18 protein-coding genes are annotated in these 19737 nt (G+C 65.3%); 5 read left to right on the top strand and 13 right to left on the bottom strand.

Annotated elements, in window-relative coordinates; all coding sequences use genetic code 11:
* Position 1: 1 nt before the first annotated feature.
* From ABFX56_RS10675 to sucC, 3 genes are all read right to left on the bottom strand, one after another.
* Positions 2–1399, bottom strand: a complete 1398-nt coding sequence (locus ABFX56_RS10675; protein WP_346233309.1) for a cell division protein PerM — start codon at positions 1397–1399, stop codon at positions 2–4.
* Between the two features lie 235 nt (positions 1400–1634).
* Entirely contained in the window at positions 1635–2522 is an 888-nt protein-coding gene (gene sucD / locus ABFX56_RS10670) for a succinate--CoA ligase subunit alpha (RefSeq protein WP_346233308.1), read from the bottom strand.
* Positions 2523–2583: 61 nt separating this feature from the next.
* Entirely contained in the window at positions 2584–3753 is a 1170-nt protein-coding gene (sucC, locus tag ABFX56_RS10665) for an ADP-forming succinate--CoA ligase subunit beta (RefSeq protein WP_346233307.1), read from the bottom strand.
* Between the two features lie 297 nt (positions 3754–4050).
* Here sucC and ABFX56_RS10660 point away from each other — a divergent pair, with 297 nt between their 5' ends.
* From ABFX56_RS10660 to ABFX56_RS10650, 3 genes are read left to right on the top strand one after another with little or no spacing between them, the layout of a single operon-like run.
* Positions 4051–5130 (top strand): cupin domain-containing protein, encoded by a 1080-nt coding sequence (locus ABFX56_RS10660; protein ID WP_346233306.1) that lies wholly within the window; start codon positions 4051–4053, stop codon positions 5128–5130.
* The gene (locus ABFX56_RS10655) at positions 5127–5960 is read left to right on the top strand and encodes a fumarylacetoacetate hydrolase family protein (RefSeq protein ID WP_346233305.1); all 834 of its coding nucleotides are present in this window, start codon (positions 5127–5129) and stop codon (positions 5958–5960) included. Before ABFX56_RS10660 ends, ABFX56_RS10655 begins: the two co-directional genes overlap by 4 nt.
* Before the next feature lie 4 nt (positions 5961–5964).
* Positions 5965–6720: a maleylpyruvate isomerase family mycothiol-dependent enzyme gene (locus tag ABFX56_RS10650; RefSeq protein ID WP_346233304.1), complete on the top strand. Its 756-nt coding sequence runs from the start codon at positions 5965–5967 to the stop codon at positions 6718–6720.
* 33 nt (positions 6721–6753) lie between these two features.
* Here the strand turns inward: ABFX56_RS10650 and mdlC are convergent, their stop codons facing one another.
* The 8 genes from mdlC to ABFX56_RS10610 all read right to left on the bottom strand — a co-directional run bounded on the left by mdlC (position 6754) and on the right by ABFX56_RS10610 (position 16020).
* Positions 6754–8331 carry a benzoylformate decarboxylase gene (mdlC, locus tag ABFX56_RS10645; RefSeq protein ID WP_346233303.1) on the bottom strand — a complete coding sequence of 526 codons (1578 nt, stop codon included), beginning with the start codon at positions 8329–8331 and terminating at the stop codon, positions 6754–6756.
* Between the two features lie 10 nt (positions 8332–8341).
* Positions 8342–8779 (bottom strand): aconitase X swivel domain-containing protein, encoded by a 438-nt coding sequence (locus ABFX56_RS10640; protein ID WP_346233302.1) that lies wholly within the window; start codon positions 8777–8779, stop codon positions 8342–8344.
* Positions 8776–10059 (bottom strand): aconitase X, encoded by a 1284-nt coding sequence (locus ABFX56_RS10635; protein WP_346233301.1) that lies wholly within the window; start codon positions 10057–10059, stop codon positions 8776–8778. The genes ABFX56_RS10640 and ABFX56_RS10635 overlap by 4 nt, the downstream gene beginning before the upstream one ends.
* A gap of 35 nt (positions 10060–10094) precedes the next feature.
* A complete protein-coding gene (locus tag ABFX56_RS10630) occupies positions 10095–11348 on the bottom strand; it encodes an FAD-dependent oxidoreductase (protein WP_346233300.1) in 1254 nt (417 codons plus the stop codon).
* A gap of 69 nt (positions 11349–11417) precedes the next feature.
* Positions 11418–13112 carry a dihydroxy-acid dehydratase domain-containing protein gene (locus tag ABFX56_RS10625; RefSeq protein ID WP_346233299.1) on the bottom strand — a complete coding sequence of 565 codons (1695 nt, stop codon included), beginning with the start codon at positions 13110–13112 and terminating at the stop codon, positions 11418–11420.
* A gap of 120 nt (positions 13113–13232) precedes the next feature.
* Entirely contained in the window at positions 13233–14021 is a 789-nt protein-coding gene (locus ABFX56_RS10620; RefSeq protein WP_346233298.1) for an ABC transporter permease, read from the bottom strand.
* A gap of 7 nt (positions 14022–14028) precedes the next feature.
* On the bottom strand, positions 14029–14892 hold the full coding sequence (locus ABFX56_RS10615) for an ABC transporter ATP-binding protein (RefSeq protein ID WP_346233297.1): 864 nt from the start codon (positions 14890–14892) through the stop codon (positions 14029–14031).
* Between the two features lie 48 nt (positions 14893–14940).
* Positions 14941–16020: an ABC transporter substrate-binding protein gene (locus ABFX56_RS10610; protein ID WP_346233296.1), complete on the bottom strand. Its 1080-nt coding sequence runs from the start codon at positions 16018–16020 to the stop codon at positions 14941–14943.
* A 277-nt stretch (positions 16021–16297) separates the two neighbouring features.
* On the opposite strand from ABFX56_RS10610, the gene ABFX56_RS10605 reads away from it, so the two are divergent.
* Together ABFX56_RS10605 and ABFX56_RS10600 are read left to right on the top strand one after the other, a co-directional pair.
* Positions 16298–16744 carry an acyl-CoA dehydrogenase family protein gene (locus ABFX56_RS10605; RefSeq protein WP_346233295.1) on the top strand — a complete coding sequence of 149 codons (447 nt, stop codon included), beginning with the start codon at positions 16298–16300 and terminating at the stop codon, positions 16742–16744.
* 11 nt (positions 16745–16755) lie between these two features.
* Entirely contained in the window at positions 16756–17211 is a 456-nt protein-coding gene (locus ABFX56_RS10600) for an acyl-CoA dehydrogenase family protein (RefSeq protein ID WP_346233294.1), read from the top strand.
* A 12-nt stretch (positions 17212–17223) separates the two neighbouring features.
* Here the strand turns inward: ABFX56_RS10600 and ABFX56_RS10595 are convergent, their stop codons facing one another.
* Entirely contained in the window at positions 17224–18033 is an 810-nt protein-coding gene (locus tag ABFX56_RS10595; protein WP_346233293.1) for a PaaX family transcriptional regulator, read from the bottom strand.
* Positions 18034–18050: 17 nt separating this feature from the next.
* Positions 18051–19700, bottom strand: coding sequence for an AMP-binding protein (locus ABFX56_RS10590; RefSeq protein ID WP_346233292.1), 1650 nt, complete (start codon positions 19698–19700; stop codon positions 18051–18053).
* Between the last annotated feature and the right edge of the window lie 37 nt (positions 19701–19737).

Raw genomic sequence — 19737 nt, 5'->3', positions numbered from 1 at the left:
TTTATCGCGAGCCGGCGGAGTCCAGCTGCGAGGCCAGTCGTTCCGCCGGACGCACGGCGAACAGTCCTGCGATGGCGGCGAGTCCGATTTCCAGGGCCGCGAACCCGCCGACCAGCCACGGGTTCGGCCCCACCTCGGCGAGCCGTCCCGGGCCGGCGGCGCCCGCGGAAAACCAGGCGAGCAGTCCGAGCACCACGCCGGCGCTGACGCCGATGCCGATACCCAGTCCGACCTGACCGAACGCACCGCGTGTGCCGACCGACTGGATCCGAGTGCGGATCACGACCGCCGCCAGGAAGCCGGCGAGCACCGGAACGAGGAGGCCGAGGAAGCCGAAGCCGAGTTCACCGGACGGCAGGGCGCCGAGCACCGGCACCGCGGGCAGCGGACCGAGGTTGGTGCCCAATGGGGAAACCGCCGAGGCCGTGCCGATCGCGAAGCCGGGACCGACCAGCCAGGACCCGCCCCAGATGACCAGGTTCGGCAGGATCGCCAGTTGCCCGAGCGTGAGGGCGACGCCACCGAGCACCCCCGTGTGCACGCTTTCGTACAGGCCGATGACGCGCGCATAGCTGACCACGAGGGAGCCGGCGACGAGGACCGACGCGACGGAGACCACTCCGGCCGCGGCCATGGCGCCGCCGCGCACCGCCGCCGGAACAGCGCTGCGGATGCCCGTCGGCAGTTCGAGGATCCAGCGCCCGCATTGATGGCGCAGCCCGTCGGCCCAGTCGGCCAGAGCGGCCGTGACGCGCAGGGCGCCGGCCCGGCCCCTCGGCGGCGGCGCGTCATCCGCGCTGCGACCATCCGATCCGGCAGCGCCCGGCCGCGTCGCATCCGTGCGCGCGGCATTGCCTCTTGTCGTGTCCGGACTCTCCCGCACGGCGCGCAGCCGACGCCTGGTCACCTCCCAGCCGATGGCCACGCCGGTCGCGAAGACGAGGGTCGGCAACAACGTGCCCTGCGAGATCGACGGCCGGGCCAGCGGGTGCAGCGCGGACACCGTGGCGGCGAACGCCAGCACGCCGAAGCTGCCGATCGAGGCGAGAAGGCCGAAAATCCGGTACGGGGTCTCGGCCACCCGTCGACCCGCCCGGATCCCCAGCAGCACGGTGAGCAGCGAGAAACCCAACGGCGCGATGGTCAGCACGAACGGGGTTCCGGCGCCGACGAAACCGGCGGCGGTGGCCAGGGCCGGGTCCAGTGTCATCCGGATGTCCGTGCCGGAGCCGAGCAGCCAGATGTCCACGCTGGCGCGCCAGAACACGAGCCAGTCGACCTGAAGGCCGTACTGGGCGGCCCACATGATGGTGAGCGGCACGAGCGGGATGCCGATGCCGATGCCGACGACGAGGAGCGCCTCAAGCGCGGCGAAGAGGGCGGTGAGCGGTCGATTCATACTCGTCGGAGCCTACCTTCGTGCCGCCGCGATCCCGCCGCGGCAGTCCGGGCCGTGGCACATTCGCGGGCGCCGACTCCCCGCAACACCGCGTCCCCCCCCCCGGAAATTCAGGAAGTCACGTCAGCCGAGTAGGCGGCCGGGCCGCGGCGCGGCCTTCCCCGTCGCGGCGGTGACGTACGTTCCTGAGTTTTCGGAGAGGGGAGGGGACGGAGTCGGATGCCGGATGTGGCGGCTACAGCGCGGCGACCAGCTCGCGCATGATGGCCGCGGTCTCGGACGGCGTCTTGCCGACCCGCACGCCGGCAGCCTCCAGGGCCACCTTCTTGCCCTCGGCGGTGCCGGCGCCGTTGGAGACGATCGCCCCGGCGTGGCCCATGGTCTTGCCCTCCGGCGCGGTGAAGCCCGCGACGTAGGCGACGACCGGCTTTGTGACGTGGGCCTGGATGTACTCGGCCGCACGCTCCTCGGCGTCGCCGCCGATCTCGCCGATCATGACGATCGCCTTGGTCTCCGGGTCCGCCTCGAACGCGGCGAGCGCGTCGATGTGGGTGGTACCGATGATCGGGTCGCCGCCGATGCCGATCGCCGACGAGAAGCCCAGGTCGCGCAGCTCGAACATCATCTGGTAGGTCAGGGTGCCGGACTTGGACACCAGGCCGATCGGGCCGGCCTCGGAGATCGATGCGGGGATGATGCCGGCGTTCGACTTGCCGGGGCTGATCACGCCGGGGCAGTTCGGGCCGATGATCTGGGTGGCGTTGCCCTTGGACTTCGCATACGCCCAGAACTCCGCCGAGTCGTGCACCGGGATGCCCTCGGTGATCACGATGACCAGCGGGATCGCGGCATCCACCGCCTCGATCACGGCGGCCTTGGCGAAGGCGGGCGGCACGAAGACCACCGAGACGTTCGCGCCGGTCTGCTGCATCGCATCCGCCACCGTGCCGAAGATCGGCAGGCTGTGGCCCTCGATCTCCACGCTGGTGCCGGCCTTGCGCGGGTTGGTACCACCGACGATGGTCGAGCCGCCGCGCAGCATGTGCCCGGCGTGCTTGGTGCCCTGCGAGCCGGTGAGACCCTGGATGACAATCTTGGAGTTCTCGTCGAGGAAAATCGACATTTTCTAGTCCTTAGCTATGATTCTGGGATCTCGACAAGCTCGATCACCGGGATGCGTTTGATCAGCGCGACGCGTTCGCGAGTTCGGCGGCCTTGTCGGCGGCTTCGTCCATGGTCTCGACGACGGTGACGAGCGGGTGCTTCGCCTCCGCCAGAATTTTGCGCCCCTCGACGACGCTGTTGCCGTCCAACCGGACGACCAGCGGCTTGGTGGCGGTGTCGCCCAGCGTCTTCAGCGCTTCGAGGATGCCGTTGGCCACCGCGACGCACGAGGTGATCCCGCCGAACACGTTGACGAACACGCTTTTGACCTGCTTGTCGCCGAGGATGACGTCCAGTCCGGCCGCCATCACCGCCGCGGATGCGCCGCCGCCGATGTCGAGGAAGTTGGCCGGCTTCGCGCCGCCGTGGCGCTCCCCCGCGTAAGACACGACGTCCAAGGTGGACATCACCAGGCCAGCGCCGTTGCCGATGATCCCGACGTTGCCGTCGAGCTTCACGTAGTTGAGGTGCGAGGCCTTGGCCTTGGCCTCCAGCGGGTCCTCCGCCGCGACGTCTTCCAGCTCGGCATGCGCCGGGTGGCGGAAGTCGGCGTTGGCGTCCAGGGTCACCTTGCCGTCCAGGGCGATGATGTCGCCCTCCTCGGTGAGCACGAGCGGGTTGACCTCGACCAGCGTGGCGTCCTCGCCCTTGAAGACGTTGTAGAGGTTGCGGATGACCGGGGTCATCTTGTCGATGAGCTCATCCGGGAATCCTGCTGCCCGGGCGATCTCGGTCGCCTTGGCCTCGTCGATGCCGACCATCGGGTCGACCTCGATGCGGGCCAGCGCCTCCGGCTTCTCCACGGCCAGGATCTCGATCTCCATGCCGCCCTCGACGCTGGACAGTGACAGGAAGGAGCGGTTGGCCCGGTCCAGCAGCACCGAGAAGTAGAACTCGCGCGCGATCTTCGCGCCCCCGGCAACCATGACGCGACGCACCGTGTGGCCCTTGATGTCGAGCCCGAAGATGCCGCGGGACACCTCCTCGGCCTGCGCCGGGTCGTGTGCGACCTTGACGCCGCCGGCCTTGCCGCGGCCACCGACCTTGACCTGGGCCTTGACGACAACGGTGCCGCCGAGCTTCTCGGCCGCCGCTCGTACGTCCTCGGGGGTGTCGGCGATGATGCCGGCCAGCACAGGCACTCCGTAGGACTCAAAAAGGTCCCTGGCCTGATACTCGAATAGATCCACGCTGCTCGTCCAATCCGCGCGTCGGTTGCTTGAAATGGCACATGTCTCGATACCGAGATAGTTCGACGTCAAGAGACTTTGGCCACCAAGAACTCTACCCGCTCGCCGATGCGGGCAAAGACCTGGGAGGCTGTGTGACGCCTTAAGATCGGGTGTTCTTTCGCCGTCGCGGTCCCAAACACTCTTGATCATCCGCCTCGATGTTCATATAGTTGGTGCACTGAGCATTTTGGCACCGAGCATTCGGTACTGAGCATTTTGGGCGCGGCGCGGCCGTGCATGCGAAAGGAGACTGCAATGCAGCAGATGGATGGCCGGGCCGACAGCCCGGAACTGGAAAAGCTGTACCGGGACTTCGACACCCACCAGCTGTCACCGCTGTGGACCCAGCGCGAAGGGCTGATGCCGATGTCGCCAGAGCCCGCCGCCGTTCCTTATGTATGGAAATGGGACGTGCTCTACGACCTCGCGCGGCGCAGCGGGGACCTAGTCCCGGTCGGCAGAGGCGGCGAGCGCCGTGCAATCGGCCTGGCGAACCCGGGCCTGCCGGGCACCGCCCATGCAACCTCGACGCTCTGGTGCGCCATCCAGTACCTCGGACCGCACGAGACCGCACCCGAACATCGGCACAGCCAGAACGCGTTCCGGTTCGTCGTGGAGGGCGAGGGGGTCTGGACCGTCGTCAACGGCGATCCGGTGGCGATGACCCGCGGCGACCTGCTGCTCACTCCGGGTTGGCACTTCCACGGCCATCACAACGACACGGACCAGCCGATGGCCTGGTTGGACGGCCTGGACATCCCGTTCTCGCACTACACCGATGTCGGATTCTTCGAGTACGGCTCCGAGCGGGTCACCGACGAGGCCTCCCCGGCCGTCTCCCGCGCCGAACGGCTCTGGGGCTACCCGGGACTGCGGCCGCTGTCCGCGCTCGAAGACACCACCAGTTCCCCGCTGGCCGCCTACCGCTGGGAGTATACGGATGCCGCCCTGCGTGAGCAGCTCGCGCTGGAAGACGACGGTCACCCGGCCACCGTGGAGCAGGGCCACGCCGCCATCCGCTACGTGAACCCCACCACCGGCGGCGACGTGATGCCGACCCTGCGGGCCGAGTTCCACCGGCTGCGCGCGGGCGCGGACACGCCGACCCGGCACGAGGTGGGCTCCTCGGTGTGGCAGGTGTTCGAGGGCGAGGGCACCGTGGTCCTCGGCGATGTCGAGCACCAGGTCTCCACCGGCGACATCTTCGCGGTACCCTCCTGGGTATCGTGGTCATTGCACGCGAACAGCCAGTTCGACCTGTTCCGCTACAACGACGGACCGATCATCGACCGCCTGCATTTCACCCGCACCTACACCCCTCAGGAGACCGCGTGAAACTCGCCACTCTGCGCACGTCCGATGGCACCGTCGCCGTCGTCGTCGGCACCGCCGCCGCCACCGAAATCACCTCCGTCACCGACGTGGGCGCGCTGCTGAAGCAGCGGGACTGGCGCGAACTCGCTGCCGCGGCATCCGGTCCGGTGCATCCGCTGGAGGGCATCGAGCCGCAGCGGTGGGCGCCGGTCGTGCCGCGGCCGGGCAAGATCCTCTGCGTCGGACTCAACTACCGCAACCACATCCTGGAGATGGGCCGCACCCTGCCAGAGCATCCCACGTACTTCTCGAAGTTCCCGGAGGCGCTTGTCGGCCCGTTCGACGACATCGAACTGGCCGCGGTATCGGATGCCGTGGACTGGGAGGGCGAACTGGCCGTCGTCATCGGCAGTCCGGCCCGCAACCTCACCGAGGAGCAGTCGGCCGAAGCGATTGCCGGGTACGCGGTGATCAACGATGTGACGATGCGCGACTTCCAGTACCGCACGCTGCAGTGGCTGCAGGGCAAGACGTTCGAGAACACCAGCCCGTTCGGTCCCTACCTGGTGACAACGGATGAATGGACGCCGGGCCCGAAACTGACCACCCTGGTCAACGGCGAGACGATGCAGGATGTGGCGACGTCGGATCTGGTGTTCTCGCCGGCGAAGCTGATCGCCTACTTCTCGCAGGTGGTCACCCTCAACCCCGGCGACGTGATCGCGACCGGAACCCCCGGTGGCGTCGGGCACGCCCGGAAGCCCCCGCGATACCTCACCGACGGCGCCACACTTCAGACGTCGATCGAGGGCCTCGGCGCTCAGTCGAACCGGGCAGTGAAGGTGAGGTAGCACCGTGCCAGCACGTACCGACAAGACCACGGACCCCGAAATCCGAGCCGGCCTGCTGCTGGCCCGGCGGGGCACCGCCTACTTCTCGCGCAAGCTCAACGAGTTGCCTGACGACCAGTTCGATCAGCCCAGCCTGCTCCCCGGCTGGAGCCGCCGACACCTGATCGCCCACGTCGGCTACAACGCGCGCGCCATCGTGAGGCTGACCGAATGGGCGCAAACCGGCGTCGAGCATCCGATGTACGAGTCGCCCGAGGCGCGCTGGCGTGAGATCGAATACGGGGCGACGCTGAGTCCGGTCGCGCTGCGCAACCTTTCGGAGCACGCCGCCGTGCACCTCAACGTGCAATGGCGCGATCTCACCGACGACGCCTGGCACGCCGAAGTGCGCACGTCGCAGGGTCGCGTCGTTCCGACATCCACCACGATCTGGATGCGCACCCGCGAGGTGTGGCTGCACGCCGTGGACCTGAACAACGGTGGCAGTGTCACCCATTTCCCGGTCGAGCTGATCGACCACCTGATCGCGGACGTGCTCAGCAACTGGCGCAAGCGGCGCGAGGCGGAGAGCATCCCCAACTTCGTGTTGCGTCCTGACGACCGCGACAGCGCGCGCTCGGTCGGCGATGCGGATGCCGGTGACGCCGTGGTGCTGACCGGCTCTGCCGCGGCCTTGGCCCGGTGGGCAACCGGGCGCGGGAGTGCCGGAGTCACTGCCGCGGACGGCTCTGTCGTGCCGGCGGCGCCGCGCTGGCTCTAGCCGGCGGGGAACACGAAAACGCGAGCCGCGGCGCTAGATCGGAATCTCAATGAGTGTGGGCGCGCTACCCGCCAGTGCATTCCGCAGTGCCGCCTCCAGGGCGTCGGTCGTGTCGGCAACCGTGGCGCTCACCCCATAGCCAGTCGCGAGCGCGCAGAAGTCCAGACCGGGAAGGTCGATCCCAGGGATGGACTCCACGCCGAGCCGCGTCGCGAATGAGCGCAGCGCTCCGTAACCGCCGTTGTTCAGGATGAGGAATGTGGCGGGGATGCGATAACGCGCCGCAGTCCATAGCGCGGTGATACCGTAGTTGGCGCTGCCGTCGCCAATGATGCCAATGACTCGCCGGCTGGCGCTGCCCAATTGGATACCCACTGTTGCCGGCATCCCGAACCCGAGGCCTCCGGCCGCCGGGAAGAAGTAGCTACCGGGATGCCGTAGCCGGATGCGCTCCCAAAACGCCGTGTTCGTCGTAGTCGCCTCCCGTACATAAATCGCGTCATCGGGCGCGACGGTATCGAGCACGTCGAACACAGCTTCCGTGGTCAGTACGCCGCTGCGCTCTGCCGCAGCCACGCCGGCGCGGGTCGCTGGCATGACGCGATTGCCGGCGACGGGAACGGCCTTCGCGAGTGCCTGCAACACGCTGCCCACGTCCGCGATGACGGCGTCGCCAACGGGTGCGCGAGCGGCCTCGGCAGGGTCAGAAGTGATCTGGATCAGCTCACTCCCGGCTGGCAGGTATCGACCCGGTTCGAATATGTGATACCGGAACACCGGTGCACCGATGACAAGGATCAGGTCGTGACCGGCCAAGGTGCCTGAGATTCCGGCGATTGAGGACGAGAGAATGCCGCGGAAACACGGGTGATCGGTCGGGAATGGACAACGTGATGCCGATGGTGCAAGCCACACGGGCATGCGCTGGCGCTCGGCCACTTCCACGGCGAACCCGTTGGCTCCACCTGCATCGACGTCGGCGCCCAGAACCAGTACCGGGTTCTCGGCAGCCGTGATTCGCGTCACGAGGTGGTCGAGTTGCTGCTCCGAAAGAGAGCCGGCACTCTCGACGGTGCGGCCCGCGAGCCCGTCACTCCCGCTTGCGTCGTCCGCCTCATGCGCCCAGTCATCCCAGGGGATCGACACGTAGACCGGTCCCTGCGGGGCAGAGCCGGCGGTGTGGATCCCCTGCGCAATGGCACGCGGCACGTCGGCGGCGAGCGCGGGCTCGTAGCTCCACTTGACCAAGGGCTTCGGCAGCTGCACCGAGTCGACGTTGGCCAGCATCGCCTCGACGCCGACCATGGCCCGTGTTTGTTGTCCCGCCGAAATGACCAGCGGGCTGTGTGCGCTCCAAGCGTTGGCAATCGCACCCATGGCGTTGCCGGTGCCGGCCGCCGCGTGCAGATTGACGAAGACCGGTCGGCCGGTGACCTGTGCGTAGCCATCCGCCATCCCGGCAACAACCCCCTCGTGCAACCCGAGGATGTACCGGAAGTCATCCGGCATGCGATCCAGGAATGACAACTCATTTGATCCGGGATTGCCGAAGATCGTGGTGAGCCCGTTTTTCCGGAGAACCTCGTACGTTACCTCGCGTATGGTCGGCATGTTCTTTGGCTCACGCAACCTTCAGGTCGGTGCGCTCCGCCTTCTTGGTCACGATGACGACACCGCGATCGCCGTCGACCACCACCCAGTCGCCGGTCTCGATGGCAGCTACCGGGTCTTCGGTGAATTGCGAGACCGTGGGGACACGCGTCACAACGGCCCCCAATACGGCCTTGGAGGTCACCGTGGTGAACACCATCGCCAGCGGCGCAGTGCCGAGCAGCCTAGTGCTCTGGAAGAAACTCGACCAGCCTGAGGAGCCCTTTGCGCCGGGGAAGACCAAGATCTTGCCGGTAAAGCACGCGCCGAAAAGCTCGTGTTGGGTCTCGATGATGGTTCCCTTGGCCGGGTCGATGCCGCCCCATCCCGAGATGGCCTCGTGCGACACGAGAGCCTCGCCCTCTGCCACCCCCGCGACGATCCCGCGGCCGTGGAACTCGAGGGTCATGACAGGTGGCCGTTCCACTTGCCGGTGACCGCGGCATCGACGCACTCTTCGAGCGTTCCGAACCAGGACTCGATTCCCATGATGGCCGCCAGGTAGTGGGCCTGCTTCGCCGAGTCGGTAGCGAAAACTCGCGTTCCGTCGGGGACTGCCTTCGACATGGCCGGGCAGGAGTCGGTCAGCACCTTGCCGCCGGCGCGTTGGATGATCTCGGTGTAGCCATTCCGGTCGGCGACGCTGCGCAGCGCTCGCGGCGTCATGATCCATAACTGGGTGCCGGAATTGAGTGTCTTGCCCTCGATGGCCCGAGCGAGCCGTGCGATTTGGTCGATGGATGCGTGCGGGCAGCCGAGGAGGATGAAGTCGACATCCGTGGAGGAACCAATGCCGTTGAGTTCCTCGTAGACCGCACGGCGCTCACGCTCGCCGTACACGATTGGGTCGCCGATGCTGCGACCTCCGAACGCGGCCTCGACGGTGGGCGCCTCTGGCGTGATCCCGGGGATGTGATACAGCTCAACACCGCCGGAGGTGGCTGCGGCCGCGCCGAAGTGCTTGAGGTCAGCGAGGTCGGGCTGCTCCCAGTCGCCGCGGATGACCGGCCTCGCCTCCATCACAACGCCACCGGCGAAGTAGCCCAGCATTCCCCATTCTTGGAATCCCTTGACCGGGATGGAGACATCGATGAGGTGAGTGCCGTATCGGTTCTCCGGGATGTGATTCCCCCAATACGGAATCTTCCCGGTGAGACTGGCCGAGCCGGTGGATGCGGTGCCTTCGCAGTTCGTGCGTGCGCCGAGCACCGAGTTACAGTAGACGACTGCCGACGATTCCATCCAGGCGCAATGCTCGCCGCGCACCGGCAGGTTTCCCACTTGGTATGGTGTGCAGGTTGCCAGGATGGTCACGCCATGATCTGCGTAGAACGCCTCCCCGTCTTCCTGCAGCTCGACTTTGTCGGGGGCGTAGACCTGAACGGCAGCTTCGTCCGCCTTGCCGAATCCCATCTGCAGCTGACACGTGGGAACGCGCATCTTGGGCAACGTGATCTCATCGTCGCAGTCCAGGTTGATGACGGCATAGGACTTCGTCCAACCGCCTTCCTTGACCAGTTTCGCCTTGATCGGGGATGGCTGAGCCATGGTGCCGGCGACGTTGCGGGTGTCGCACAGTCGCTCGGCGCCCAGGGCGTCACCATAACGGATCAGAAGATCCATCGCCGCGGCGACGGCGTCGCCCTCGGCACCGTCGCGCATGGCCTTCTCGTCGTCGGCTAGTTTCATGTTCTACCGTTCCCTTCCGTCCACGCTCACGCCGCCTAGGATTCGATGTTCTCGACCACGCGCTCGCGCAACTGCGACGTGTCGATCTCCTGAACGCTGCCGGTGCCTGCGAGGTCAAGGGCGTGGGCGGCGCCCTCGCCCATCGCGGCGCACGGGCCCATGACACGGACGCTGGACAGCGCCGCGACGTCGCCATCGACGCAGCGACCGGCGGCGACCAGGTTGTGGGTTCCCTTCGGGATGAGGCTGCGCAACGGCACGTAATGGGTGTGCTCCGGCCCGAAGGCCTCCCACACGTAGCCCTCGATGGTGTCGTGGAGTTCGATGGGCCATGCCGTTCGGGCGACCGAGTCCTCGAAGCGGTGTCCGCTGCGTACTTCCTCCAGACTGAGCTGGTGCTCGGCGGCGATCCACCGGGTCTGCCTGCGACCGGGGAAGCCGTAGAGCCTCACCCTGGCGTCGCCGAACGCCTTCGGGAACTCCGCGCGCAGGAACTCCACGACGCGGTCGGCCTGGATGCGGCCCGCGAGTTGGGCGGAGGCCGCGCGCACTGCCCCGAGCGGTGCCTCGACGTGCGTCATGTTCATCACGGCGGTGTTACGTCCCGGGAAGAAGAACGCCAGGCCGTCTCGGCGCACGAGGCCATACTGCGCGGACTTGGCGTCCACCCGATCGACCAGTTCGGCGCCGGTCGGGGCGAACTGCTCCCGCAGCCCCTCGAGGCGAATCTGCTGGGAGCCCCACACGGTGCGTTCCGGTACCTGGCACGGCAGTCCCGCCTCCCAGGTGAGCGCAGCGTCGCCTGTGGCGTCGATGAAGCCGTCGGCCCGCACGCGCACGTCTCCGTACCGTGTGGCGAAGGTGGTCGCGGAGATGACGCCATCGCTCTGGTCGACACGATGCACAGAGGCGCCCAGCACCACCTTGATACCCAACTCGGACACCAGATTCTCGATCCACCGTCCCAGCACGACCTCGTCGTAGCTGACGGTCATGGTGTGACCTCGATTGAAGTGCACGTCACCGGTCTTGCCGAGGTCCTGGAACATCTGATCGAAGATCCCGTGAGTCAGCTGCCGGTACTCCGGCCCATTGCCGTAGACGCCGCAGAACAGCCCGATCAGCGAGTTGACGCATTGGCCGCCGAGCACGGGCAACGCGTCCACGACCACGACGGAGCGCCCGAGCCGCGCGGAGGTGACCGCCGCCGAGATGCCGGAGATCCCGGCGCCGACGATACAGACGTCCGCGGTTAGCTGTTCCGCCGGGGCTGACGGAGACTTGGTCACAGTGTTGACCTTGAGTTCTGTCAGTTCGTGTGGCACTGTTGCTCCCGATCGGAAACGGTGAGCGCGGTCTCAACCATAGGTCAGCGTCGAGCGACCGGAGCGGACGGTTGCTCCCTTTTGGAGTGGTTCGGCGGCTCCGGCGTAGGCGGCCAGCCAGCCGGCGGTGCGTTTCGGTTCGGCGACCAGGCGCGAATCCCGGCGGGCCGAGAGCTCGTCGAAAGGTACGAGCAAGTCCACCGTGCGCGCCGTCACGTCGATGGCGATGGTGTCCCCGTCGTGGACGAGGCCGAGCGGGCCGTCGAGGGCGCCCTCTGGGCTGACCTCGCCGACGACGATCCCCTTGTTGACGAGGCCGGAGAGTTGGCCATCGGTGACGACGGCGACGCTTTCGGTCAGGCCGGCGCCGTTGAGCGCGAAGACGACGTTGGAGGCCATGCCCATTCCGGGCGTGCCGACCGGGCCGAGGCCGCGCAGCACGAGCACGTCGCCCGGCACGATTCCTCCGCCCTCGATGGCGGTCAGCGCCGACGCGGGGTCACCGAAGGTGCGCGCGGTCCCCGTGAATCGCAACTCCCGTTCCTCGGTGACGGAAAGCTTCACGATCGCCGACTCCGGTGCCAGCGAGCCACGGATGACGACGATGGTGGCCATCGTGCCCATCGGGCGATCCATGGGTCGGATCACCTCATCGTCGGCGACGACGATGTGGTCGAGACGCTCCCCGAGGTTCTCTCCGGTGACGGTGAGGACCTGACTGTTCAGGCTTGGCAGCAGCTGCTTGAGCACAGCCGCGGCCCCGCCGGCCGCATCAAACTGTTCGATTGTGGTGTCGCCGTTGGGCCGCACCGCGGACAGCGGGCGGATGGTCGCGGCTGCGCTCTCGAACAGCCGGTAGACGTCGACATCCGCCTCGGTCTCCCTCGCGATCGCCGCCAGGTGCTTGATGCAGTTGATCGACCCGCTGATGGCCAGGACCGCCTTGGCCGCGTTGTCGAACGCGTCCGGTGTCATGATGTCCCGAGGGCGGCGGTCCGCCAGGACGGCCTCGACGATGGCGGCACCGGATCGCTCGACGGCACTCCACATCGCAGCGCTGTTGGCCGCGGTCGGAGTGCTGGCCGACAACGTCATGCCGAGCGCCTCGGCGACTACGTGCATGGAATTCGCGGTACCCATGCCGGTGCACACCCCGGGGCTCGTGATCGCACGATCACTCATATCGCACAGCTGTTCAAAAGTGACGCGACCGGATTTCACGTGCCCGGCCTTCAGGAACACCTCCTCGATGTCCACGGAGTCGCCGTTCGCCATGAATCCGGAGCTCTGATAGCCGCAGGAGATGATCAGGGTCGGCACGTTCAGGCGCGCAGCAGCCATCAGCTGCCCGGGCGTCGTCTTGTCGCACGAGGCCAGGCAGACCATCCCGTCCAACTGCGCTCCCTCGACGGCGGCTTCGATGTCCATCGAGACAAGATCGCGCCCAGACAGGATGTAGCCGCCGGACCCCCCAGCGGTCATGATGAAGTCGGTCGGAGCTACCGTTCGTATCTCGATGCCGACCCCACCGGCCAGTCGGATGGACTCCTTGACCGCGGCAGCGATGGGGTCCAGGTGGCTGAAGCACGGAGCCAACTTCGACGACGAGTTGACGATGGCGATCTTCGGCTTGGTCAGATCCTCATCGGTCAGCCCCAGCTGCCTCCACTGCGTCCTGCGGGTCGCCCAGCGCGGAGTGCCGGGTACGAAGTTACTTCTGAGTTCCATTTGCGACCATCCACATTCCTTCTAGTTGTGACCTCGCTTCCACGATCCCGCGCAGTCGATGAGCAGCAGGGGCGACCGCCGCGCAGCGACCGATCGCGGCGGCGCTCTACCTTCGTGCTCTCAGTTCACGTTTGTCGACTCGTGCCACGGGATAGACAGCCTCTTGAGCACGTTGACCAAGAAGTAGAGGATCAGCCCCAGCGTCGAGAGCATGATGATCACGGCGAAGAGCCCAGGTGCATCGAGTTGATTCAGTGCGTCGACAATTCGGAAGCCGAGGCCTGCGCTTCCTCCGAGGTATTCGCCGACAATGGCGCCGATAACCGAGAAGACAATCCCTACTTCCATTCCCGCGAAGACATACGGCAATGTGCTCTTCAACTCCAAGTGGTAGAACGTCTGCCATTTGGACGCGTTGAGGCTGCGCATCACATCCCGTTGCCCGGGATCAACCGACCGCACCCCCAACAGAACATTGAGCATTATGGGGAAAAACCCCATCAGCGCGGCAATGACGATCTTCGACGTGATGCCGAAGCCGAACCAGATGACGAAAAGCGGGATCAGCGCGACCTTCGGCACGACCTGGGACGCAACGACAAGAGGCCGGAGGCTGACCTCGAGCAGTTCTGATTTGCCGAGGAGAACACCTGACCCAACGCCGAATACGACCGCAATCAAGAAGCCGACAACGGCCTCCGTGGCGGTGACCTGAGCGTCCTGCCACGTCTGCGCTGTCCCCAGTGTCTTAAAGAGGCTGGCGAAGATCTGAGTCGGCGGGGGCAGAATCAGGGTGCTCACGTGGAAGGTTCGCACCACCACCTCCCACACCCCGAAGAAGACAACCAGGATGACGGGAGTAGCACCCCATTTCAGCGCAGTGCGCAGCTTTTCATCTCTCGATTTCATCTTCTGCTCATTCCTCTGCATTGAGTGCGACGCGTAGGTTGTTCACAATCTCAACGAACTCTTTTTCAGATTGCGCTTCAATCGATCGCGGCCTAGGTATGTCCACCGTTGTGATGTTCTGAATCCGACCTGGTCTTGGGGTCAGATGAACCACTCGATTGCCCAAGAACACTGCTTCGGAGATGTCGTGGGTTACAAACACGACGGTCGCTTTGATCGCCGATGCAATCCGCTGCAGCTCAAGATTCATCCGCTCTCGCGTCAGCGCGTCCAACGCCCCAAAAGGCTCATCCATCAAGAGCAACTCTGGGTCGTAACTCAAAGCACGGGCGATGGCGGCTCGTTGGCGCATCCCACCCGATAGCTCCCGAGGATAGGACTTCTCAAACCCCCCGAGCCCCACAAGCTCCATCAGTTCCCGCGCCCTGGCATAGCGCTTCGGTTTGGGAATATCACGTAGTCGCAACGGAAGGGAGATGTTGTCAATGATGTTGTACCAGGGAAAAAGATTGGCGTCCTGGAAGACAACACCCAAATGGCTGATCACCGCGGAATCAATTGACGACCCCGCCCAAAGGGACTTCCCGCCGATCCACACCTCACCGGACGTGGGGGGTATCAGCCCCGCAATGATCCGAAGCGCGGTTGTCTTGCCACACCCGGAACGTCCGATCAACGATACGAACTCTTGCTCGCGAATCGCCAGGCTGATGTTTGAGAGCGCGCGTGTTGTCCCTCGCGCAGTGACGAAGTCCTTGCTAACGTTCTTGATCTCTAGCTTGACGTTCGTTCCCGGTGCGGATGTCGCAGACCCTCTGCCCTGTGACTCCGTGAGGGTGGCCGATTCCCCGTTATCGATCATGACGCCCATCTCTCGTCTATTTCTCAAAATCCATCAGTACTTTCGGTGCGGCGACAATTACTTCGGGAGCAGGCTCGTGTCGACGATGCTTTCGATGTCTTTTCCGGCCGGAACGACCTTCAAGTCGACCATCTGGCGGTACGACTCCTCGAGCCGGTCCATGTCGATCGTGAGCAGATGTCCGTCCGCGTCCGGCCACAGATGGCTGTACGCCTTCAGTGCCCCTTTAGCGATGTCCTCGTCGGCAAGGCTGGCAAAGTCATAAGCGCTCCGCAACGTCTTGATCGTCTTGTCAAACCCGTTGGCCTCGTCCGCGATCATGTCCGAGGTCGCTTGCTTAATGGAAAGGAAGTACTTCTTTATCTCGTCGCCATGTTGGTCTATTTGATCCTGGCTCGTCATGTAGATGTTGTCCCCGACCTTTGTCACGTTTGTCGGCGCAAACGAAACGGCGTCAGCGTTCTGTTTGAGAACGATCAGAGCCGTGTCCAAACTGACCATATAGCCGGCGAGAGAACCGTTCCGGACCAACTCGAACGTTCCAGGTGTTAGGCCTACAAGTTGCCGTTTCACACTGGTCGGATCGATATTCGCATCGTGCAACACTGCGGAAAGTGTCTTGTCGCTCGTCCCGTTGACGGACGGAACACCGATGGTTTTGCCCACCCAATCCGACGGGTTGGGCGTCTCTTTCGTGGTCAAGATGCGGATCGCGGAACCGTACGTGTTCACCCCAACGATCTTCACCGGCAGGTTCTGGGTGAAACCTGCCGTCATTGCGTCAATCGCACCGTTGCGGGCGACTTGTCCCTTATTAGCCACCAGCAGTTGGGTCGCTTGAGCGGAGCCCTTAACAGCTTGGAGCGTCGCGTCGAGTCCGTTCTTCTTAAAATATCCACCAGCGACAGCCATCATCTCCGGTGACACCGTGAATGAACTCACTGGGAGGAAGCTCAAGAACGTGAAGGGGACCAGCGGGACGGGCTTGTCCGGCGCCCCGGAGGTGGATGCGGCCGGCGTTGCTTCGCCTGTGGCGCAGGCAGCCAACGCCGTTGCGCCCAGCGCCCCCATCAGCACGGTTCCCCCGGCACGGGTCAAGAAGCCTCTGCGGCTGAATACAGGACCGTTGTTCGACATAAATCCGACTCCCTTGTTGGATGGGTCTAGCTGTGTTATTCGATGAGATATTGCTGTGTGATGAATCAGGTGAAGGCAGCACTCGTCTTCGTTGGAGCTACCAAACCACGCTGCTCGGGTCCTGGTCAAACACCTTTCCGGGAGTCGGAAGCCCAACCCGATCGTGCCGGCTTCGGGCCGGTAAGTTCGCTAAAGCGCTTCTCACGCAATACGGCCGGAAAAGGGCATCACGATGGACTTCTCACTCAGCGACAACGAATCGCGAATTCGGAGCGCAGTGAGACGCTTCATCGACACCGAGGTGATCCCTCTCGAACTGGAGGTTCTGAGCCGGGAGGCCGCGGGCGAGATCGGCCTCCCGCGGCCTCGGCTTCGCCGGCTGCAGGCCACAGCGCGACGCCAGGGGCTGTGGGGGCTCGCTACGCCCGAGGAGTATGGCGGCCTGGGTCTGGGCCCGGTGCTGTTGTCGGTGATCCATTCGGAGCTCGGCCGTACTTTCGTGCCATTCGACTTCGGCGGAAAGGCCGACAACATCCTCTTTTCGGCCACCGCGGAGCAGAAACGGGACTACCTGCTGCCGACCATTGCCGGCGAGCGGGTGTCGTGCTTCGCCATCACCGAGCCTGGTGCGGGGTCCGATGCGGCGGGCGTCCAGACGACCGCTCGAAGAGACGGAGATTCGTGGCTGATCAACGGCGAGAAGAAGTTCCGGGCGCGGGCATGAGGCGGACTGTCATGATCCCTTCCGGGGCGGTCGGAGCCGGTGAGCGTCTGCTCGGCATGGCGGTGGATCGCGCAAACTCCCGGCACGCCTTCGGCGAACCGATTGCGCACTACCAGGGCATCCAGTGGCTACTGGCCGACTCGGCGGTCGAACTGGAGCAGGCGCGCTGGACCACGCTGTACGCGGCATGGCGGCAGGAGAAGGGGCTCGATTCACGGATGGCATCCTCGATCGCCAAATTGGGCGGCACCGCCATGGCGAACGCGGTCGCGGATCGCGCGCTGCAGATCCATGGTGCGTTGGGGTACACCAAGGAATTGCCGATCGAGCGCTGGTATCGGGAACTCAGGTACACCCGCATCTTCGAGGGAACAGACGAGATCTTGCGGCGCACCATTGCCCGTGAGCTGCTCAGCGGCCGATTCACCCCCGGGGACCTCGATTACGACAAGGAACCCGCGCAGTAACCGACGACTATCTCAATCGTCCAGCCGCACTATCGTGCGTTCGGCGATCACGCGAGCGGGACCGGCCAGAGTCGCCCTGAGCGCTCGTGCCACCGACTGCGCACGAGCGCCCGGCCACCCTTCAGGCAGATGCTGGAGCGGTAGACACGGGTCTTCCCGTACCAACAGCAGCCATTCCGTCGCGAGCAGAAGCTGCCGACTGAGGTCCGTCGCGCCCGGGAGGGGCTCGGGAACGTCCCAGCGCGCCAGGAACGTCCGGTATCGAGCCGCCAGCGATTCGAGATCCCACGCCGAGGCAATGATCGTGTCGACGTCGGTGCCGCTGGTGGGACGGGCCACGAATCCATGGACGAAGTGTGCCACGTCCGACTCCGCAAGCAACAGGTGCGGGTCGATCGGCTGGGGCGATATCCACAGGCCGTGCTGGAGCATGCCGAACCCGGCCCAGGTGAGGCGAGACCGAAGGGAATGCCGCTCGTCACGCCGGGACTCGGGAATCGAAAACCCGAAAAGAGTCCATTCCCCGTTCCAGCGGCGCAGTACCACCCCCTTGTCCCACACTCGGGTGGCCGCCTCGGTCAGGAGTACACGACCCGCGTCGCTGAGACCGTAGTACACCTGCCTGCCCGAGCGACTGGTGTGCAACAGGCCGTTTCGAGCCATACGCGTCAGGGCCGATCTGGTGGCGTATTCACCGATCCCGATCTCCCCGAGCACGTGCACAAAGCTGGTCGCGGAGACGGCGCGCTGGTCCAGAACGTACGCACCACAGAACGTCAGGAGAACCGATTGCGCGTGCACCGACGGATGTTGACCGGACACTCGCTCACCCTCTGTAGTCAATCGCGTGATTCCACTCGGGAAATCAGCTCTTCGGCCCGCTGCTTCGCTCGAGCCCTGTCAATCTTGCCTGAGATATTTCGCTCGACCGATTCGACGAAGAAGATCCGCCGCGGTCTCTTGTACGCGGCCAGGGTTCGACCGACATACGACGAAAGCTCTTCTTGTGTCGCAACCCGCCCGTCAACAAGGCGCACGAGCGCGATGATCCGCGATCCCCAACGCTCGTCGGGCATGCCGACGACTACAGCATCCTGAACGTCGGGGTGACCGACCAACGCCGCCTCCACCTCCTCGGTGAAGACCTTTTCACCGCCGGTATTGATAACGCCGGCCCCGCGCCCCAAGAACACCAGGGTCCCGTCCCCCGCAACCGCCGCAACGTCGCCGGGAACCGCGAAACGCACGCCGTCGATCTCCCGGAACACCGCAGCAGTCATGGCCGGGTCGTCGAGATAGCCGAGCGGCAGGTTCCCGCAGCTGGCTAGCAACCCCGCTTCCCCCGAACCCGCCTCGACGATGGCACCGTCCGACCCGATCAGTCGAGCATTGGCCGGGAGCCGGAATCCGAAATCTCGCGGACTGTCGCTCGTTCCGACGATCGAGACGGCATAGGGTCCACCCTCCGTGGAGGAGATCGAGTCATGGAGGGTCATGTTTCCCGCCGCGAGGAATTTCTCCTTGGCGTCGACGCTCCACGGCATGCCCGAACTGACGACGCGTCGCAGGCTGCTGATGTCGTACGGTGCCCCGGAGTTCTCCGCCCGCTCGAGCGCGTCGACCATCGGCCAGGCAAAGGCGTTCCCCACGATGGCGATCTCGTCTACGCGATGGCGCTCGACCTCGCTCCACAGCGCAGCGGCGTCGAACGATCGGCCCGGCAGACACACGACGCGTCCGGCGAGCAGCAGGTTCCCGATCGTGCTGAAAAACCCGGTGCCGTGCATGAGCGGAGAGGCGGGCAACACGGTCGGTGCGGTTCCCGCGCTCAACTGTGCTCGTGCCAATGCCACGACCTGTTCATGATCGACGGGGATGTCCAGTCCCATCCTCCGATGCGTGGAAAGCACGACTGTGCCAGCACCCGAGTGGGTCCAGACCACCCCCTTCGGTGTGCCGGTGGTACCGCCGGTGAGCATGATGACGCGGTCCGACGGGTCGTGGGCGCGCCTGGCCAGCCGCGTCGCGGCCAGCGCCTGCTCGTAGTCCGTGGACACTGGGTCGTCCCGGACCTGCCGCGCATCGCCGCCGACCACAACCACGGCGCGCAAGCCGATGTGCGTCGCCACTCGCCCCATCGATTCACGCAGCGTGTCGTCGACAACCACCGCCACGGTGCCGGTGTAGGTCAGCACCTGTTCGAGTTCCCGGTCCCGGTATCGATAGTTGATGTTGATCGGCACAGCCCCGAGCTTGAAGGTCGCCAGGAGTGCCTCGAAGTATTCGATCGAGTTATACAGCCCGATTCCCACGCAAGCTCCCGCCGTCACGCCGCACTGTGCGAGGTGACCGGCCAACGCGGAACTCCTCGCCTCGAAATCCGCCCAACTGCGCTGTCTTGCACCCTGAACAATGGCGATCCGGCCAGGCTCCACCTCCGCGACCAGGTCGGCGATCGATTCGAGCAGCGACCCGATGTGGGCATCCATCAAAAATCACCAATCCGGTGTTCGTGCGGAGGAGGGA

It is taken from the genome of Parafrigoribacterium mesophilum (genome assembly GCF_039652555.1).
GTDB classification, from domain to species: Bacteria; Actinomycetota; Actinomycetes; order Actinomycetales; family Microbacteriaceae; genus Parafrigoribacterium; species Parafrigoribacterium mesophilum.
Note: the sequence above shows the minus strand (reverse complement) of the source record. Positions and strands in the feature narration are given on the sequence as shown.